The 19,013-nt window shown below is 35.2% G+C and carries 11 protein-coding genes; 9 read left to right on the top strand and 2 right to left on the bottom strand.

Features of this window, described 5'->3' with window-relative positions:
* Positions 1-8: 8 nt before the first annotated feature.
* The 9 genes from uxuA (at position 9) to ACWNT5_RS02780 (ending at position 8,588) form a co-directional block, all read left to right on the top strand.
* Positions 9-1,190, top strand: coding sequence for a mannonate dehydratase (gene uxuA / locus ACWNT5_RS02740; RefSeq protein ID WP_456516532.1), 1,182 nt, complete (start codon positions 9-11; stop codon positions 1,188-1,190).
* 21 nt (positions 1,191-1,211) lie between these two features.
* Positions 1,212-2,051: a 5-dehydro-4-deoxy-D-glucuronate isomerase gene (kduI, locus tag ACWNT5_RS02745; protein WP_456516533.1), complete on the top strand. Its 840-nt coding sequence runs from the start codon at positions 1,212-1,214 to the stop codon at positions 2,049-2,051.
* A gap of 7 nt (positions 2,052-2,058) precedes the next feature.
* Positions 2,059-2,853: a gluconate 5-dehydrogenase gene (locus ACWNT5_RS02750; RefSeq protein ID WP_456516534.1), complete on the top strand. Its 795-nt coding sequence runs from the start codon at positions 2,059-2,061 to the stop codon at positions 2,851-2,853.
* An 87-nt stretch (positions 2,854-2,940) separates the two neighbouring features.
* The gene (locus ACWNT5_RS02755; protein WP_456516535.1) at positions 2,941-4,179 is read left to right on the top strand and encodes a DUF4861 domain-containing protein; all 1,239 of its coding nucleotides are present in this window, start codon (positions 2,941-2,943) and stop codon (positions 4,177-4,179) included.
* A 1-nt stretch (position 4,180) separates the two neighbouring features.
* A complete protein-coding gene (locus tag ACWNT5_RS02760) occupies positions 4,181-5,176 on the top strand; it encodes a PfkB family carbohydrate kinase (protein WP_456516536.1) in 996 nt (331 codons plus the stop codon).
* A complete protein-coding gene (locus ACWNT5_RS02765) occupies positions 5,177-5,854 on the top strand; it encodes a bifunctional 4-hydroxy-2-oxoglutarate aldolase/2-dehydro-3-deoxy-phosphogluconate aldolase (protein ID WP_456516537.1) in 678 nt (225 codons plus the stop codon).
* Positions 5,851-6,825, top strand: a complete 975-nt coding sequence (locus ACWNT5_RS02770) for a TRAP transporter substrate-binding protein (protein ID WP_456516538.1) — start codon at positions 5,851-5,853, stop codon at positions 6,823-6,825. The genes ACWNT5_RS02765 and ACWNT5_RS02770 overlap by 4 nt, the downstream gene beginning before the upstream one ends.
* The gene (locus ACWNT5_RS02775) at positions 6,822-7,289 is read left to right on the top strand and encodes a TRAP transporter small permease (RefSeq protein WP_456516539.1); all 468 of its coding nucleotides are present in this window, start codon (positions 6,822-6,824) and stop codon (positions 7,287-7,289) included. The genes ACWNT5_RS02770 and ACWNT5_RS02775 overlap by 4 nt, the downstream gene beginning before the upstream one ends.
* Positions 7,290-7,292: 3 nt before the next feature.
* Positions 7,293-8,588 carry a TRAP transporter large permease gene (locus tag ACWNT5_RS02780; RefSeq protein WP_456516540.1) on the top strand — a complete coding sequence of 432 codons (1,296 nt, stop codon included), beginning with the start codon at positions 7,293-7,295 and terminating at the stop codon, positions 8,586-8,588.
* A gap of 156 nt (positions 8,589-8,744) precedes the next feature.
* Here the strand turns inward: ACWNT5_RS02780 and ACWNT5_RS02785 are convergent, their stop codons facing one another.
* Positions 8,745-13,421: an Ig-like domain-containing protein gene (locus tag ACWNT5_RS02785; protein ID WP_456516541.1), complete on the bottom strand. Its 4,677-nt coding sequence runs from the start codon at positions 13,419-13,421 to the stop codon at positions 8,745-8,747.
* 659 nt (positions 13,422-14,080) lie between these two features.
* Positions 14,081-18,904: a carbohydrate-binding protein gene (locus tag ACWNT5_RS02790; RefSeq protein WP_456516542.1), complete on the bottom strand. Its 4,824-nt coding sequence runs from the start codon at positions 18,902-18,904 to the stop codon at positions 14,081-14,083.
* Positions 18,905-19,013: the final 109 nt, after the last annotated feature.

Here is a 19,013-nt window from a genome sequence, read left to right on the forward strand (position 1 = left end):
TGTAAATTATGAGTTTAGAACAGACCTGGAGATGGTATGGACCTAATGATCCAGTTACTTTATCAGATATAAAACAAGCAGGAGCAACAGGAATTGTTTCTGCATTACATCATATTCCTAATGGAGAAGTATGGACCAAAGAAGAAATACTATTAAGAAAAAACACCATCGAGGCATCTGGATTACATTGGTCAGTGGTAGAAAGTGTACCTATCCATGAAAACATTAAAACTAACTCAGGAAACTACCAACAATATATAGAAAATTATAAAACAACCATCAGAAATTTAAGTTCCTGTGGTATCCATATCATCTGCTATAATTTTATGCCAGTTTTGGATTGGACGAGAACAAACTTGGCGTATCCCGTTGCAGATGGATCCACAGCTCTTCGGTTTGACGCAACAGAATTTGCTGTGTTTGATTTATTATTATTAAATCGACCAGCAGCTGAAAATGATTACACTGATAAGCAGATAGAAAATGCAAAAGCTTTTGAAAAGCAAATGTCGGAAGATCAGAAAAAGCTTTTAATAAAAAATATCATTGCTGGATTACCTGGAGCGGAAGAAGGATACTCACTAGAAGATTTTAATCATATTTTAAGCACCTACAACGGTATTGGACCAAAAGAATTAAAGACACATTTATTCAACTTCCTCAAAGAAATTATACCCGTTGCAGAAGAGTCTGAAGTACTAATGTGTATTCATCCGGACGATCCTCCGTATCCCATTTTAGGTTTGCCAAGAGTAGTGAGTACTGAGCAAGACATTCTGGATTTATATAAGGCTGTAGATTCTCCAAACAATGGATTAACATTTTGTACAGGTTCCTTTGGAGTGCGCAAAGACAACGATCTACCAAGTATGATTGAACATTTAGGAGATCGAATTCATTTCATTCATTTAAGAAGTACCAAAAGAGATGAAGAAGGTAATTTCTACGAGGCAAATCATTTGGAGGGTGATGTAGATATGTTTGAGGTAATGAAAGCGCTCATTAAAGAGCAAAATAAGAGATCAAAAAATGGCCGATCAGATATAAACATTCCGATGAGACCAGATCATGGTCACAAAATGTTAGACGATCAACATAAGAAAACAAACCCTGGATATTCGGGAATAGGCAGACTAAGAGGCCTTGCAGAACTGAGAGGTTTAGAATTAGGAATTAGAAAATCTTTATGACATCAATAAAATAATAGAATTATGGCTACTGCTTACGAATCAAGATATGCATCTCACCCTAAGGCTGTAAAAGCAATGGATACTACCGAGTTAAGAGATGAATTTTTGATAGAAAACATCATGCAAATTGGAAAAATCAATCTCACCTATTCTCACTATGATAGATATATTGCTGGTTCTGCTGTACCGAAAGACACATTAAAACTTGAGCCTATCGATCCTTTAAAAGCGTCTTATTTTTTAGAGAGAAGAGAATTAGGTGTTATCAATGTTGGAGGAAAAGGAACAGTTGTAGTGGATGGCACTTCTTATGATTTAGAATATAAAGAAGCCTTATACGTAGGAAAAGGAAATAAAGAGATACTATTTAAAAGTCAGAGTGCTTCTAATCCTGCTAAATTTTATATCAACTCTGCTCCTGCTCATCACACCTACCCTACTGTAAAGGTGACTAAAGAAAAAGCCAATAAAATTGAATTAGGTTCTCTGGAAACATCCAATCATAGAACTGTACTACAACTTATTGTTGGAGGAATTGTAGAGACCTGTCAATTACAAATGGGGATGACTGAGTTAAAAAAAGGTAGCGTTTGGAATACAATGCCCGCTCATTCTCATGATCGAAGAATGGAAGTGTATTTTTATTTTGAAGTTCCTGAAGGTCAATCTATTTGTCACTTTATGGGTCAAACCAATGAAACTCGACATATCTGGATGCAAAATGAACAAGCTGTTATTTCTCCTCCTTGGTCTATCCATTCCGGTTCTGGTACTTCCAACTACACATTTATTTGGGGAATGGCGGGAGAAAATTTGGATTATGGAGATATGGATACTTGTAAAATAACGGATCTTAAATAAATAACCTATGTCATTATCACTATTCGACATCAAAGGTAAAAATGCCTTAATAACCGGAGCTACCCACGGTTTGGGGATGGCCATGGCAAAAGGTCTTGGACTTGCTGGTGCAACTATCATTGTAAATGGAAACTCATCACAAGAAAAAATTGACAAAGCTGTTGCAATGTATACCAATCTAGGCATCAAAACTAAAGGCTATAAGTTCGATGTTACCAATGAGAAAGAAGTACAAGATTCGATTACGAAAATTGAAAGCGAAATAGGACCCATTCATATTCTTATCAATAATGCTGGAATTATCAAACGAATCCCTTTGGAGAATATGGAAGTTGATGACTTTAAAGAAGTAGTGAATGTAGATCTAGTGAGCCCTTTTATTGTCTCCAAACATGTAGTCAGAGGAATGATACAACGAAAATCTGGAAAGATTATTAATATCTGTTCGATGATGAGCGAATTAGGTCGTAATACTGTTGGTGCATATGCAGCTGCTAAAGGCGGCCTAAAGATGTTAACTCAAAATATGGCAACGGAGTGGGCAAAACACAATATACAAGTTAATGGAATTGGTCCTGGATATTTCGCAACAGAACAAACTGCGCCAATCCGAATAGATGGGCATCCATTTAACGATTTTATTGTAAACAGAACTCCAGCTGCAAAATGGGGAGACCCAAATGATCTTGCTGGTTCAGCAATTTTTCTAGCTTCAAAAGCAAGTGATTTTATCAACGGACATATACTCTATGTAGATGGAGGAATTCTTGCCACAATTGGTAAGCCTTCAAACGAGCAATAATGGAATGAAACCTATTATTAGGTTATCAATAACGGTTATACTTCAAGGTACATTCCATCTAAAAATTAAAACCATAAAAATAGACAGATGAAACATCTCTTTATTATTTCTTTGCTCTTTATCGTTATAAGTTGCAAAGATAATTCCACACCTGAATTACCCGCAAAGTATCTTAATTTTACAAACACCGCTGATATTGATCGAATAGATGAAAGCATTGTTATTTCTAAAGATAGAATAGTTACAGTTTTAGATAGTATTCCAACGAACAATGTTCCAGTAATGAAGGATTCTACAGGAAAAGTGGTCCCATTTCAACTCGATGATTTAGAAAACGATGGTATTTGGGATGAGATGAGTTTAGTTTTAGATTTTAAACCGAACCAAACTATAAAATTAGAATTGACAACTATCGCTTCAGAAAGCATTCCTTCCTTTAAACCAAAAACAAATATTCGTTTCGGCATAGGAACCAACAAATCAAATGTAAAAGAAGTTCTAGCTCAAAAAAGAAAGGGAGATCCTAGAAGTAATGATAGTATTTTTTATCAAATGGAAGGACCAGCTTGGGAGAATGATAAAGTAGGTTTTAGGTTCTACTTTGATCCTAGAAACGGCATCGACATTTTTGGTAAAACAACTTCGGCACCTGTTCTAGACAATGTTGGACTTGGAGATGGTAACTACCATGAATTAGCTGATTGGGGTATGGATATACTTAAAGTTGGGCAATCATTGGGTGCAGGAGCACTAGCAATCAAATACAAGGATTCTTTATATCGAATTACTGGAGTAGATCATACTAAATTCGAAGTGATTACTGAAGGTCCTATCCGGTCAATTTTTGAAATGAAATATCAAAACTCAAAGATCGGAGATCAACATATAGATGTGATTCACCGAATTACTATTTGGAAAGGACAATGGGGTTATGTGAGTAATGTCTTTTTAAAAGGTCTAACAGATCAAATGAAACTAGTAAGTGGAATTGTAAATCTAAAACCTAATGAAATGAACACCAAAGTATACAACAAATACAATGTTTTAGAAACCTTTGGTAAGCAATCGGAAAATAAGGATTTACTAGGTATGGCCATATTAGTTTCTAAAGCTGATTTTATTACTCAGGAAAAGGTCGATGATGGAGAAACAGATATTGTAAACACCTATTATATAGTCATGAAAGCTTCTGATCAAAAACCAACTACTTTCTATTTCTTATCAGGATGGGAAGCATCAGATACGCAATTTAAAAACCACGAGGGGTTTGAAAAAATGATTCTCGAAACGAGTCATAAACTATCGAATCCTATAGTAATAAATTAGTATGAGCAAACGTGTAGTAACATTTGGAGAAGTACTGATGCGTCTTACTACTGCATCTCATGAACGATTCGAACAATCGAACTCGTACAATATTCATTTTGGTGGTACAGAAGCTAATGTTGCCGTATCTTTAGCCAGATGGGATATATCTACTTACCATATTACTGGATTTCCTAATAATGCTATTGGAAAAGCAGCTTATGCACATTTAAAAAAATCTGGAATTCATACAGATTATATACAATTCACTGAAGGTCGTATGGGTTTATACTTCCTTGAACATGGCGTCATGCAGCGATCTTCAAAAATTATCTATGATCGATTTCATTCTTCATTTTCTCAATTAGATCCTTCACTGTTTAACTGGAACGAAATTCTTAAAGATGCAGATTGGTTTCATTGGACGGGAATTACTGCTGCAATTTCTGCTTCTGCTGCACAAATATGTTTAAATGCTATTACCACAGCGCAAAAACTAGGAATTACTATTAGTAGTGATATTAATTATCGTAGAAATCTTTGGCAATATGGAAAATCACCTTTAGACATTATGCCAGCTCTAATAAGTAAAAGTAATGTGATTGTTGGAGGTATAACTGATTTCAAAAACTGTCTAAATATTATAGCAGATGACTTTGAGGATGCTTGTAAAAAAATACAGAAACAATATCCCAACATTCACACGATATCCAATACACGCAGAGAAATCATTTCTGCTACTCATAATAAATTATCAGCTGTGCTTTGGAACAACAATACACTATACACTTCTCAAACCTACGATATGCAAAGCATTGTAGATAGAATTGGTGGTGGAGATGCATTTATGGCTGGACTAATTTATGGGTTAATACACAAAGAAAATACAGAAGCTTTAGAGTTTGCATTAGCATCATCGGTATTAAAACATGGGATTACTGGTGATGCTAATTTGGTTTCCATAGAGGAAGTTGAACAATTAGTAAATGGTAACAACATTGGGCAATTATTACGATAAATGAAGTATACTAAAGAACATATGGTTTCTATAATGGAAAAAGTGGGCGTCATTCCTGTTTTTAATCATTCTGATATCGAAATCTCAAAAAAAGTATTGGACGCTTCGTATGATGCTGGTATTAGGGTATTCGAATTTACGAATAGAGATGCCGAAGCTCTTAATGTATTTACCGAATTAAAGCAATACGCAACTAAATATGAAGATTTACTTTTAGGTATTGGAACCATATTTAGTAAAGCTCAAGCGCGGCAATTTATAGATGCCAAAACAGATTTTATAGTCTCTCCGGCTTTGATTCCTGAGGTTATTAATTTTTGCAATGACGAAGGCTTATTATCTATTCCTGGATGTGCGACCATTACTGAAGTATATACTGCATATCAATCTGGTGCCAAACTTATCAAAGCTTTTCCTGGTAATGTTTTAGGACCTGATTTTATTAAAGCAGTAAAATCTGTTTTGCCAGAGGTAAAAATAATGCCTACAGGAGGCGTGCAGCCTACATTAGAAAATTTGAAACTATGGTTTGGTTCTGGAGTGAGCTGCGTAGGTATTGGATCTCAACTTTTTGATAAAAATGATATCAAAAAACAAAACTTCACAAAACTTACTGGTGATATCAAACAAGTGATACAGCATATACAATCAATAAAAAATCAAAGTCTATGGAAATGAAGAAATTAATTTTATTTTTTACTGGTTTGGTTTTGTTAATATCATGTTCTACGGAAAAAGAGACCAAAGTCCTCAGGCTAGCTCATACTTTGGACACAAAACATCCAGTACATAGAGCCATGGTTATTTTGGGAGAGAAACTTGAAAAAAAGTCCAATGGAGCCCTACAAGTTAAGTTATATCCAAGTGGTCAACTTGGTGCTGAAAGAGAATGTCTAGAACTATTACAAATAGGTAGTTTAGACATCACCAAGGTTTCTGCCGCTGTTTTAGAAAATTTTATAACAGAATATAAAGTATTTAGTATTCCTTATTTATTTAGAGACAGACAACATGCTTTTGATGTTTTTGATGGTGCTATTGGTGATGAGATGCTCACCAAAGGTGATAAATTTAGGCTAAGAGGACTCACATTTTATGATGCTGGTAGCAGAAGTTTTTATACTAAAGAAAAACCCATTAACACGCCTTCAGATCTTGAAGGGCTTAAAATAAGAGTCCAGAAAAGTAATATGGCAATCGCTATGGTGAATTCGTTAGGCGGATCTCCAACTCCAATTTCTTGGGGAGAATTATATACCGCATTACAACAAGGTGTTGTCGATGGTGCAGAAAATAATCTTCCTAGCTTTTATACCTCTAAGCATTATGAAATATGTAAATACTTTAGCTTGGATCAGCATACTTCGGTTCCGGATGTGCTATTGATTGGTTTAGATACTTGGGAACGATTATCTGAACAGGAACAAAAATGGCTAAAAGAAGCTGCCAGAGAATCCACTATAGAACAACGAAAATTATGGGCCGCTTCAGAGAAAGAATCTTTAGATGTTATTACTAAATCTGGTGTAGAAATTATTACACCTGATAAAGTCCCGTTTCAAGAAAACACTAAAAGTATTCAAGCTATGTTTAGTGATCACCCTGAAATAGTATCTCTTATACACAATATCAAAAACACAAATCAATGAAAAAGATAATAGATACGGTTTTAGAAAAAGCATTGGTTTTATTATTCTTGGTAATGCTATTTAGTGTCATCTGGCAGGTTTTTTCAAGGTTTTTATTACAATCACCAAGTACGACCACTGATGAAATTTCTAGTTTTTCACTGATCTGGTTAGGATTGTTAGGAGCTGCATATGCTACAGGGAAACGGCTGCACTTAGCTATAGATTTAATTCCATCTCGCATCATTGCTAAAAAACAACTATTCTACGACGGGATTATACAAATAGCAGTATTTGTCTTCGGTTTTCTGGTAATGGTAATTGGTGGTGCAAGACTGTGTTGGTTAACTTTTGTATTTGAACAAAAATCAGCTACGCTAGAGATTCCTTTAGGGATTATTTATCTGGTTATTCCACTTAGTGGTTTATTAGTTTGTTATTATTCTTTGGAAATTTTGCTACAAAAAAGAGCTCTTAAAAAATAATTTATGAATTATACTGAAGTTTTAATCCTAACACTAAGTTTTCTGGTGCTACTATCTATTCGCGTGCCTGTAGCATATGCCATTGGGCTTTCTGGATTATTTACCTTAATTGTTGCAATGCCTTTTATGCCATCGGTTACTACATTAGCACAGCGCATGGCAACATCGTTAGATAGTTTTACTCTCTCTGCCATCCCGTTCTTTATATTAGCTGGACAAATTATGAACAGAGGAGGTATTGCGGTAAGGCTTATTAATTTTGCAAAAGCGATTGTAGGACCTTTACCTGGTGGATTAGCCTTTGTAAATATATTTGCATGTATGCTTTTTGGTGCCATTTCTGGTTCTGCGGTAGCAGCAGCTTCTGCTATTGGAGGGTTTATGAATCCAATGATGGAAAAAGAAGGATATGACAAATCTTTTAGTGCTGCAGTGAATATCACAAGTTCTACGACAGGTTTATTAATTCCACCAAGTAATGTATTAATCATATATTCACTTGCCAGCGGTGGAGTTTCTATAGCTGCTTTATTTGTAGCTGGATATATCCCTGGATTACTAATTGGCTTTGCCCTAATGTTAGTGGCAGGAATTTATTCGATTATCAAAAAATATCCCACTGAAAAATTAGTCAGTATTTCTACTTTTTTCAAGAGATTTTTAGATGCATTACCCAGCCTTTTATTATTAGTAGTAGTTATTGGAGGTATTGTTGCTGGGATTTTTACAGCTACCGAAGCATCTGCAATTGCAGTGATCTATACGTTTATTTTAGCATTGGTTTACAAGGAAATTACATTTAAAAGTATTCCATTGATATTACTAGAAACGATTAAAACCTCATCAATTGTATTATTATTAATTGCTACTTCCATTGCTATGTCTTGGGTAATGTCTTATGAAAATATTCCACAGGAAATTAGTAATACATTGCTTTCTTTTAGTGATAATCCGATTGTTATATTAATCCTTATCAATCTTATTTTATTGTTTGTTGGAGTATTTATGGATATGACTCCAGCAGTACTAATTTTTACACCAATATTTTTACCTATTGTAACCGATTTAGGAATGAATCCTATTCATTTTGGCATTGTCATGATACTAAATCTATGTATTGGGCTATGTACGCCTCCCGTTGGCTCTGTTCTTTTTGTAGGATGTAGTGTTGCAGAATTAAGTATTCAGAAAGTAATTAGGCCTTTAATGCCCCTATTTCTTATTATGATACTTGTTCTGGTAATGATCACCTATATACCAGAATTAAGTCTATGGTTACCACAAGCATTCGATCTTTAAACCTAATTGTACACTTTTTATAAAGTAATGGACCTCTTTGCAAATTACAAAGAGGTCCGTTATCATTCTATTCATCTGTTTTACCACTTTATTGTAGCATTGGAATTCTTTAGATCAATAATTCTAATCATCTATTATTTATTTAAGAGAAACAACCTATTTTTTAGCAACTTTAAAAGTTTTAGTATTTGAACTATTATCAAAATCTATTATTTTAACTAAATATAGCCCAGCAGAAAAAGGTTCCATAGAAATAATATTTTCTCCTTCTGTTAACTCCTTTTTAATTTTAACAGCTCCTAATACGTCATATACTGTAACTACTTTCCCAGCTGTATTTCCAGAGATAAATAAGGTGTTCTGAACTGGATTAGGGTAAAGTCTCAACTCCTCATCTTCTATTGGGGTTTTATCCTCATCTAACACCTCAAAAATCCAATGTTGATTTTGATTACTATTACTGTTAGCCCATAGATAGGTAGCCCTTCCATTAGCTCCTCCAAAATCTCCATCTATTGAGAATCCACTAGAGTTTCGTTTTTCCAAACGATACATATCCCCAGAGATCTTCACCTTTCTCCAATGCTGATTCTGATTGTTATTTTGACAGTTCCATAGAATTATGTTTTGACGTAATGCTCCGTTATTTCCTCCATCCATACATAAGTCAGTATTTACTTTTTGGTATGAATAATAGCCATTCCCACGATCAATTTCTATCCATTGCTGGTTTACATTATTTGGATTGGCAGCATATAAAAACACGTTATTATTAGGAGCACCACCATTCCCACCGTCCAGGGCGAAATTGATAGCATTGCGCTTACGTATATGAACGATTGTATTTCCCTCAGTAGGATTATCACTGTCATCACATGGTTCGTATGATGCTCCATGGATATAATCAATAAATGTATGTCTAGGAGCAGCTACATCAGGAGGAAAATCCAAACGTATCGCTGTTATTGTTTTTCCCATCCATGTGTTGAAACCACTCATGTCAAAGATCAGTTCCTCATACACATTGGTAGTTTGTGGTGCTACTATCACTGAACGTGCTTGTGCAAAATTAGGTTGATCTATTGTAGTCCAAAATAATTGAAACATACCACTTGCTTCTGATTTAGCTCTAACACGGAATTTGGGTACTTGATTTCCTTGAAAACTTAACCCATTTTTGATAATGTATGGATCGTTAGAATAATCCGATCGTAATAACCAATACATATCATTTGAGGTATTGTGCGCGGCAATATTTTGTCTTATAAAACCTTCATCAGTTCCGTTAAAATCGAATTTAAGACTTGATACCACACAACCTGTATCAGGATCGGGATCGGTATTTGAATCCACTATGGTAATGCTCTTTATAGCAGTTGCTGTAGTTCCACTGTTATCTGTAGCTACCGCTCTTAACGTATAGCTTCCAACCGCCAAGTTCAGTAATAAAGGATCTTCGTTACCTGCATTTGCTATACCCCATTCGTAAGGAACTACATTTTCCTGACGCACAAATTCATCATTGATATATAATCTAACATTAGCAATAGAACCATCACTATCAGACGCATCAATCACTACACCAAGATTTTCTCCCACGTCAAATGATGTATTCACAGGACTTGTAAAAGTTACTACTGGGGATTGATTTTCTCCTGAAACGTAAATAGTTTTCGTAATGGTAGTGCTTGCACCACTATTATCAGTTGCTACTGCTCTTAAGGTATAATTACCAGCAGACAAGTTGAGTAATAAAGGATCTTCATTACCTGCATTTGCAGTTCCCCACTCATAAGGAGCTCCATTTTCTTGTCGTACTAAAACGTCATTGATATATAATATAACATTAGTTATAGCACCATCATTATCTGATGCATTAACTACTACGCCTAAATCCGCTCCTTCATCAAACTGATCACTACTTGGACTTTGAAAACTTACAGATGGTGGATTGTTTTCTACCGGAATATTGCTGTCACAATCAGCATTTTTATTATTATTCCTTACCATACCAACAGGTATACCACAGGATTGTCCAGCCCATCTTGCATAAATCAAAGTACCGACTGGAACGTTATTAAAACTTCTATTACCTACATTATCATTAATCGTTTGGGAATAAGTTTTTCCTCCGTCTAAACTTATTTCTAGGTTCGTACGATTGGGATTGTTAGCAATATGAAAAGTAGCTCTTGCATTACAACCTGATTGATTAGATGTGGTAACGTAGGCATTCATCAAATCAGGTTCCGAATTATAGATATTAAAATTAGGTAAATTACCTGAATTCCATCTAACCATGTACTGAGTATATCTCAGTTCGTTACTTAGTACAAACTTTATATATAAATCACCGTTATTTCTTGTATAAGCTGTAGTGTTAGAATTTCTCACAGCAGCAAGGTTACCACTCTGAGTTATTCCATCCATTCTTATTCCATTCAGGTTTCCAAAACCTTTAAAACGAACGGTTACTTCTCTACCGGCTAACTGATCATTATACATTTTTATTTCCATATTATTGCCAACAAGACTATTGTAGTATATAGATTGCTCGTATTTGTTTTGAGCATCATCAACTGTCAAGTGAAAATTCGAATTAGGACCTACTGCACAAGGGTTCATTTGAATAGATTTAGAGATACCACATCCCTCCTTCTTTCTAGTAATGGTGCTGTTTACATCGTTACCTACCCTCATCGTCACAAAAGATTCTGGAGTACTATGAAGTCCATTCCAGTTATAAGGCTGGTAGGAACCATCAAGTAACATAAAACCGTTTTGACTAAGTAATGTACTTGGTACACCTGTACGTGTTACAGAGCCGTCCAAATCTCTAATAACATTACTCCAAGTTTGCATACAATTAGCAGAATTTGTTGTAGGAGGCCTATGTTGATGAGCAATGTTCACGTTTGCAGTTCCTTGGTGATTATAGGTGATACCGCGCAATAAGTGATTAGAGAATTTAGATCCTGCTCCGTTATTATCAAATATAGAGCTGTCAGATCTATTCCAATTTACCAAATGGGAATCATACATTCTGATCGCACCATCATACAAAAGGTTTAGGGATTTTTGCTGGTTTGAGGAGAAGATGCCATTACCTGTATCAGATATAAGTAATGAATTTTGAACCGTTAATCTGGTAGCTACCATCGTATGAAATCGTGCATCAGATAAGGTCGCATTTTCAAAAATGATATCTTCTAAAACACTACCAATACCAGCATATATATTTAAGTTATTACTAAAGGCCGTAAAATCTCTTACAATAAATGGATTATTGATGCTGAACCCAACATTAGTTCTTAGGCTATGATTATTTGTAAGTGCATCATTAATATCAAATCCTGAAAACGTACTATGGACAGTATTTCCAGAAAATTCACCAAATTCGGTTTGACGTGGTCTTAGATTTGCAAGAGAAGGTAAACTTTCAGATAAGCCTGTGGGTTTATCAGGAAAAGCGAACCAATAGGCCGTACCCTCTGTACCTGCAACGATATTATTAATAAAGGTGTTGTCGGGATTGGTAATCCAAAAAGCAGAAGGAGAAGCATTTTGGTTCTGAGAAAAATCAAAATCAGAATCTAATAATTTATCCTGAGCAAGCGGTTTTCTCGATAGCAAGACCAGATTATTTGAAAACACATTATTAATCTCTGAGCCATCTTCCAAAAAGATTCCATGCCCTCTATGGTCATACGCAACATTATTATTCACTAAAGTACCCCAAGTACCATGAACTGTAATTGCTCTGTTGTAACTTTTTCGAATACTACAGTTGCTGATATACTGTCCTGTACCAGACTCCCCTAATAAGTGCCAGTGCCAAGGATATCTAGCTAAGGTTCCTCCTTGTCCCATTCTGAAGAATTCAACATTATCAGCGTTTCCAACAGATCCATTCATAATCATAACATGCGCACCATATCGATTGGCGTCTGTAGTATCATTACCACCTTGTATGGTAATATTTCTACTTAACAACCCTACTTCAACTCTTGTATCCATTGTCCAACTTCTGGATCCATTAGAATACATTTGTAACTCTCCCATTCTAGGGTATTGTAACCCTTGTGCAAATGAAATTGTTCTTCCATTAGCAGAGACCCCAGTTATAGTTCTTTCTTCTGCTTCCTCAGGATTTAATCTGTTAGACGTGATAACTACTGTATCACCTACTTCCCAATCAACCACTTCTGCCAGCGTAATTGACGTAGAACCAACAGGTGTTTGGGTACCTATTTTTACCCAAGACTTTTTTGGATTACCATGTAAATTCATAGTAGCACCACCCATTACCATAATAGCCTTAGAGTTAACAGAAGTTCCTGGAATTAATTCATTTCTATTGGTTCCAGTTAAGGTAATAACACCACCTTCTGTACTGATATAGGGTTGATCCTTTGTGCCAATTTCCATTAATGCATTTTGCCCCATTACCATGATATACTTAGTCGTTAAGTTAAACCAGGTTCCCTGAGTTTGATGGTTATAAGCTCTTAAAGTTCCGTTTACTCTAATACTTCTGGCATTACAATTTCCAATTAGTGTTAGTGTCATTCCTTCAGGTACTACCACATCATCACCTGAAGTTGGTCGTATACCATTTTGCCAGGTACTATCTTGATTCCATGCTCCAGATTGTATTGGTTGTATGGTAGCTAAATTTAAAGGAGGTAGACAATCATAAGAAGATGTCACCTTTTTAATGGTATTCTTTCTAGGAGTATGAGCAAAAAGATTGCCAATTCCCACGAACAAAAACATCATTATAACAAACGTACAAAAACGTTGTTTTTTTGGTATGTATTTACGCTTTTTCATTAGTTAGTTTAATTTTAGTGGTTAAAAGAATTATATTGTTTTATTTGATAATCTTCATATATGCATATGAGACCATATTTGCATTTTATATTTTGTTTACATTAATAAGTCATAGACAATTAAATCCTATGCAATCATATTGCAGACAACTAATTGAAGCCTGAAAAAATGAAAACATCTAATGTTTAAAATAAAGTGTTAAAGATCCTAGAGGAGAAGGAACATTAAAACAAATACAATTGAGCTGTTTTCTTCACGATAAAGAAAATTAATCAGGATCTTAATACAATTGAAAGACTTGCAAATAAGATCTGTATTAAATAAATTCTATAAAGTGATACAATGTAAATTCATGTTTAAAGAAGAAACGTCTGGAATTTCTTCTATGCTTGAAACTATTTTTTCTTGTTTTAGTAGATATTATTCGACAAAAGATAATAGAGATACAATTATCATATAATATTACCTCTAATAAGTTAGTAAATAATGGTTGGTTTAAGTCCAAGAGATATTTAATGGATCTTACATTATAAACTTTCACATTTTATTGGTCTATTTAAACGTATTGATATAACATTCCTTGTATAGAAAACCAAACCGCTTTATATGCGATTTGGTTTTTTAATAGAATTATAGTCCAAAGGCTACATTCACTTTTACTAATCCGACTTAACAACTTTATATAACATGGGTTCTGCTCTACGATTATTTAGATCAATAATTCGTACCATATATATTCCTTTGGATAATCGACCTAAATCAAGTTCATTCTCGTTTTCCCCCAAAGAAACATTCATTTTTTCTGCTCCAAGCATATCATATACTTTTACGATTTTAGTAAAATTTGCTTGAGACATACTTAGAATGTTTCTCACTGGATTCGGATATAACACAGGTGTGCCTTGTTGTGTTCCTTCAGGGTTTTTATTATCTAAATACGTAATTACCAATTTTGGAGCTCCAGTTGTTCCATTTTCTTTAGATCCAAAAGCAAAATCATTTCCTCCATTCATTTCTAGTATTAGACTTACTCTATTACTATTAGTCTTAGAAAGTTCTAGTGGCACCGTGATCGTAGAGCCAATGGTATAAGTACCTGTTCTCGATCCTATTGTCTGTGATTTCTTAGTTGGTTTATTCTGATTGGAAAGATTTGCCTCTGTCCAATTACTATGTGTACCTTCCTGAATAATAACTCCTCCATTACCAGCATCTCCAAATACTTCAAATTCTAATTCGGCACTTACTATCTCTCCATTAATTCCAGATGTATCAAACATTAAATATCCGGTACGTCTTCCATTTTCTAGTCTCACCATGTTATTATTAAAACGGATACCATTATCTAGATAAGCATCATGTATTACTGATAATGTGGTAGTAGTTTCTATCTGAGTTGGTTTTGTAACTTCAACTCTATCTACATTAAATAAGTAATTGCCTCCTCCAGTATATGATAATCGTAATGTTTGAATCCCGCTAGACATCGCTATAGAACTGGTGTAGGCTTGATATGAATGCCAATTTGCATTACTTGGAATTTGAATTGTTCCTTTCAATGTATTATTAGTATAAATTTGGATACTACCTCCTTCTGTAGCGCTAGAAGCAAAAGCAGTAATTTCATACATTCCAGAATCGGCTACATCAATCTCATATTCAGTATAGTTCCCATTAAGAATGAACCCAAGATTCTCTCCTCCACCTGGTGTATTTTCTATTCTTACACTTCCAGATATATTAGTGTAAGCTTCAGCTTCGAAATTTCCAGGAATAGCAATCACACTTACATCTTCCTCAACATTAAGCGTGAAACTTTTTGAGGCCGTACAACCATTCACATCAATATTCGTTACGATATATGTACCTGCTTGATCTAACTGAACATTCGACAATAACAATCCTCTATCATTATGACTAAAATTATTTGGACCTATCCAGGACCAACCGTTTGATGTGGGTCCAAATTCTTCAGATTGAGGACCAAACCAAACCGTATCACCTACATTAGCACTAGCCATATCTACAGATTCCCAACCCGTATTATTGATATTTACATATGGTATAATATCACATGTTAGATCAATTACAGTAATCGTCTTAATTTCCGTAGTACTTGTACCGTTTGTAGCTGTCGCTACTGCTTTTAACTCATAGGTTCCAGCTACTAAATTTAATAAGGCAGTATCATTAGCACCTGGATTCGCACTTCCCCATTCGTACGGAGCTGCATTTTCTTGTCGTACCAAAATATCATTTAGATAAAGTCTGATGTTAGCAATATTTCCATTGGTAACCCCAACTACAACACCAATATCATCTCCTGCTATAAACTGGTCATTTGATGGACTCGTGAAAGTTATCTCTGGAGTATTATTACATGGAGCATTGGAGGCATCGGGTCCATGTATATAATCTATCCAAGTATGTCTAGGCGCAGAAGCATCTGGTGGAAAATCCAAACGAATTTTGGTAATTGTTTTTCCCATCCATGTATTAAGATTACTCATATCAAAGACAAGTTCTTCGAATACATTTGTTGCTTGAGGAGCAACGGTTACTGATCTAGCAGCAACGAAATTAGGTTGATCCGTAGTTGCCCAGAATAATTGGAAAGTACCCGCAGCTTCTGATTTTGTTCTGATTTTTAATTGTGGCACTTGATTCCCACTAAATTTTAAGCCATTCCTTACGATATAAGGATCATTGGAGTTATCTGCTCTAATTAACCAAAATTGATCACTACTTGTATTTGCCGCAGCTGTATTAAATCGTTGAAAACTCTCATCCGTATTGCTAAACTCAAAATTTAAATCGGAGGCATTATTTGGGTTCCCACAAGTATCTGTTTCTACAATATCTGGCCTTCCATCACCATCACTATCCATTGCAGTTACTCCATCTAGATCATTCGTGGTACAAGGTAGGGCTGCTGGTTGAAAACTTCCATTATTATCCCAATTGAAGAAAATATTAGATCTATCATCACCTCCTAAATTTCTAAGTTTAAGATATACATCCCCATTACCCTCAATGAAATAAGCATTATCTGTAGCATTTTCTACTGCTGATATAGAATTTAGACGTGGTAAATTAAAATTATGTCCTCTTACTCTAAAATTACCTAGTTTTCCAAGTCCCTTAAAAACTACAAATCCTAAATCTCCAGCATCTCCTCTATTCCAAATGAGATGAATGCTTTTATTTGATGGTGCTCTATCTAGATAATAGGTATACCTAAAGCCTTCATTAACAATAGTTGGAAACTTATACGTTCCTGAAGATGCATTTCCAGATTCATAGAAACAAACATTTTCTGTTCCAGGTTTCGAACGGACTACTGATATTCGTGTTCCACTGGAATTAATCCCTGCAAGCCATAATCCAGCGAAGAAATAATCAGATCTCGCAGCATTTCTCCAAGAAGGATGTCTGTATTCGTGTCCATCTCTGAGGAAGGCTATATCTCTAATAAGCGTTGTATTTGCTTTTCCTGTGAATCCTCCATCATAGTCTTTGAAGAACTGTCCCACTTTTCTGGCGCGAGTATTATCTGTATTTGGTAAAGGAAAAAATCTAAATGGGAATGGTTCTGAAAACCCTTTTGTAGTTCCACGGAACGTAGGGTTAAAATTCTCTGTGGCTCCTCCTCCTGTAATTTGCTTAATCATTTCTGCATTAGATCGATTCCATCCTTCAAAATGACAATCGATATGCCTTCCTGGCCCATCATAAAACCTAAAGAATTCTCGTACTCCATTGAATACTCCAAGATCTGTATCTACATTAAACAAACTATTTTCTATAGTTAGATCTCCAGCAAGCATAGAAACTGTTTTATTATCACTAAAAGCACAATTATAAAAAACTGTATTCTCATTAGTACCTCCTACTCCCAATCCACTGTATAATGCCTGATCATTTCCGTACATCAGACCATCTTTAATTAATTGTCTGGTGTTTACATCCCATCCAAAATTCTTTTTTAAAGAATGATTAGGGTTTAATCTGTCAAAAACGTCCCAACCGGTCATACAAGTATGCGCTACGAAACCATCAAAACTTCCTAAAGGTTCTTTTGAAGGATTTAAACCCTGATAATAGGCTAAGTTTCCAGAATCAAACATCGGCCTTTCTGGAAAAGCAAACCAAAATCCTGTCCCTTCTGTACCTGCAGCTATATTATTCTCGAAGTAATTATTCGGATTCGTAATCCAATAAGAAGCTGGAGTTCTATTTTGGGGTTCGTTTGCTTCATTATCTGAAGGTGTTAATTGTTCTCCTGGTTTTGGCCTTCTTGTTACAAAAACTACATTATTCTTAATGGTGTTAAAACGTTCTGCACCATCTTCTAAAAAGATTCCGTGCCCTATTTGATCATAGGCAAATATTCCGTCTACAGTTACATAATCGGTACCATGAATGGTTACAGCTCTGTTGAAAGATTTATGTACACTACTATTTCTAAAATAACTTCCTTGTGCCTTATCTTCATTTAAATGCCAATGAAACGGGTATCTTCCTAAAACTCCTTTTTGACCCATTTTATACAATTCAACGTTTTCTGCATGAGCGATAGAATTCTTCATTAGCATAATATGTCCTCCAAATCCAGTTTGCTCATTGTTAGCATCCATTTTACCTTGAATCTTGATATAATGTGTAAGCAAACCAACTTCAGCCTGAATATTAACATCCCAGGTCTTACCATCTCGCGCTCTTGTGTATGTCCTAGATCCACCGATATGTGTAAATTGTAGTGGGGATGCTAATGTAAGTGTTCTTCTATTTCCGCTAATGGCAGTAATCCGTGCTTCGTCAACATTATTCCAAGCTTTCGACTGAGAGCTTGCTAATCCTGTAGCAGTTAATGCAATTTGATCTCCTACTTCCCAGTCTACAGCTTCTTTAAGTGTAATTTGCTGCGCTCCTTGATTAGCTGTAGTTGCAATATTTGTCCAACTCATTCTTTTCTTTCCATGTAATTCTAGACGACCACCACCCATAACCATAATGGCTTTATAAGATGCAGCTGCATTGACTACTTTGGTACCCGTAAGTGTGATCTGACAACTAATTCCATTAGCATTTCTACTAGCATGATAAGGTTGTGCTTCAGTTCCAACTTCCATATAACCGCCATTGGCAACCATAATGCTTCGCGCTTCTAGATCGATCCACGCTCCTCCAGCTTGCCAATTAACAGCACTTAATTTCCCTTGTACATTAATGTTTCTTGCTCTACAAGTTCCTACCATAACTAAATCTATACCTGGAGGCACTACAACATCATCATTTGATGTGGGAGCAATACCATTAGGCCACGTAGATCCTTGATTCCAGAAACCTGATTGTACAGGGCTAATAGTTGCTAAGCTAGTTGTTGGTGGAACACAATCATAAGAAGAAGATACTTTTTTGGGTTTAGTATTCGTTGGTGTATTAGCAAAACCATTACTTATTCCCATACATAATAACATCATTATAAACAAGGTGTACAGGTGCTTATACCTTGTTGTGCGTTTACGATTTTTCATTGTGAGTTTGTGTTAGGTTAATTTAAAAGGTTCTTTAATAAGAGTATTTCGGTTA

This window comes from Aquimarina sp. 433 (assembly GCF_054054605.1).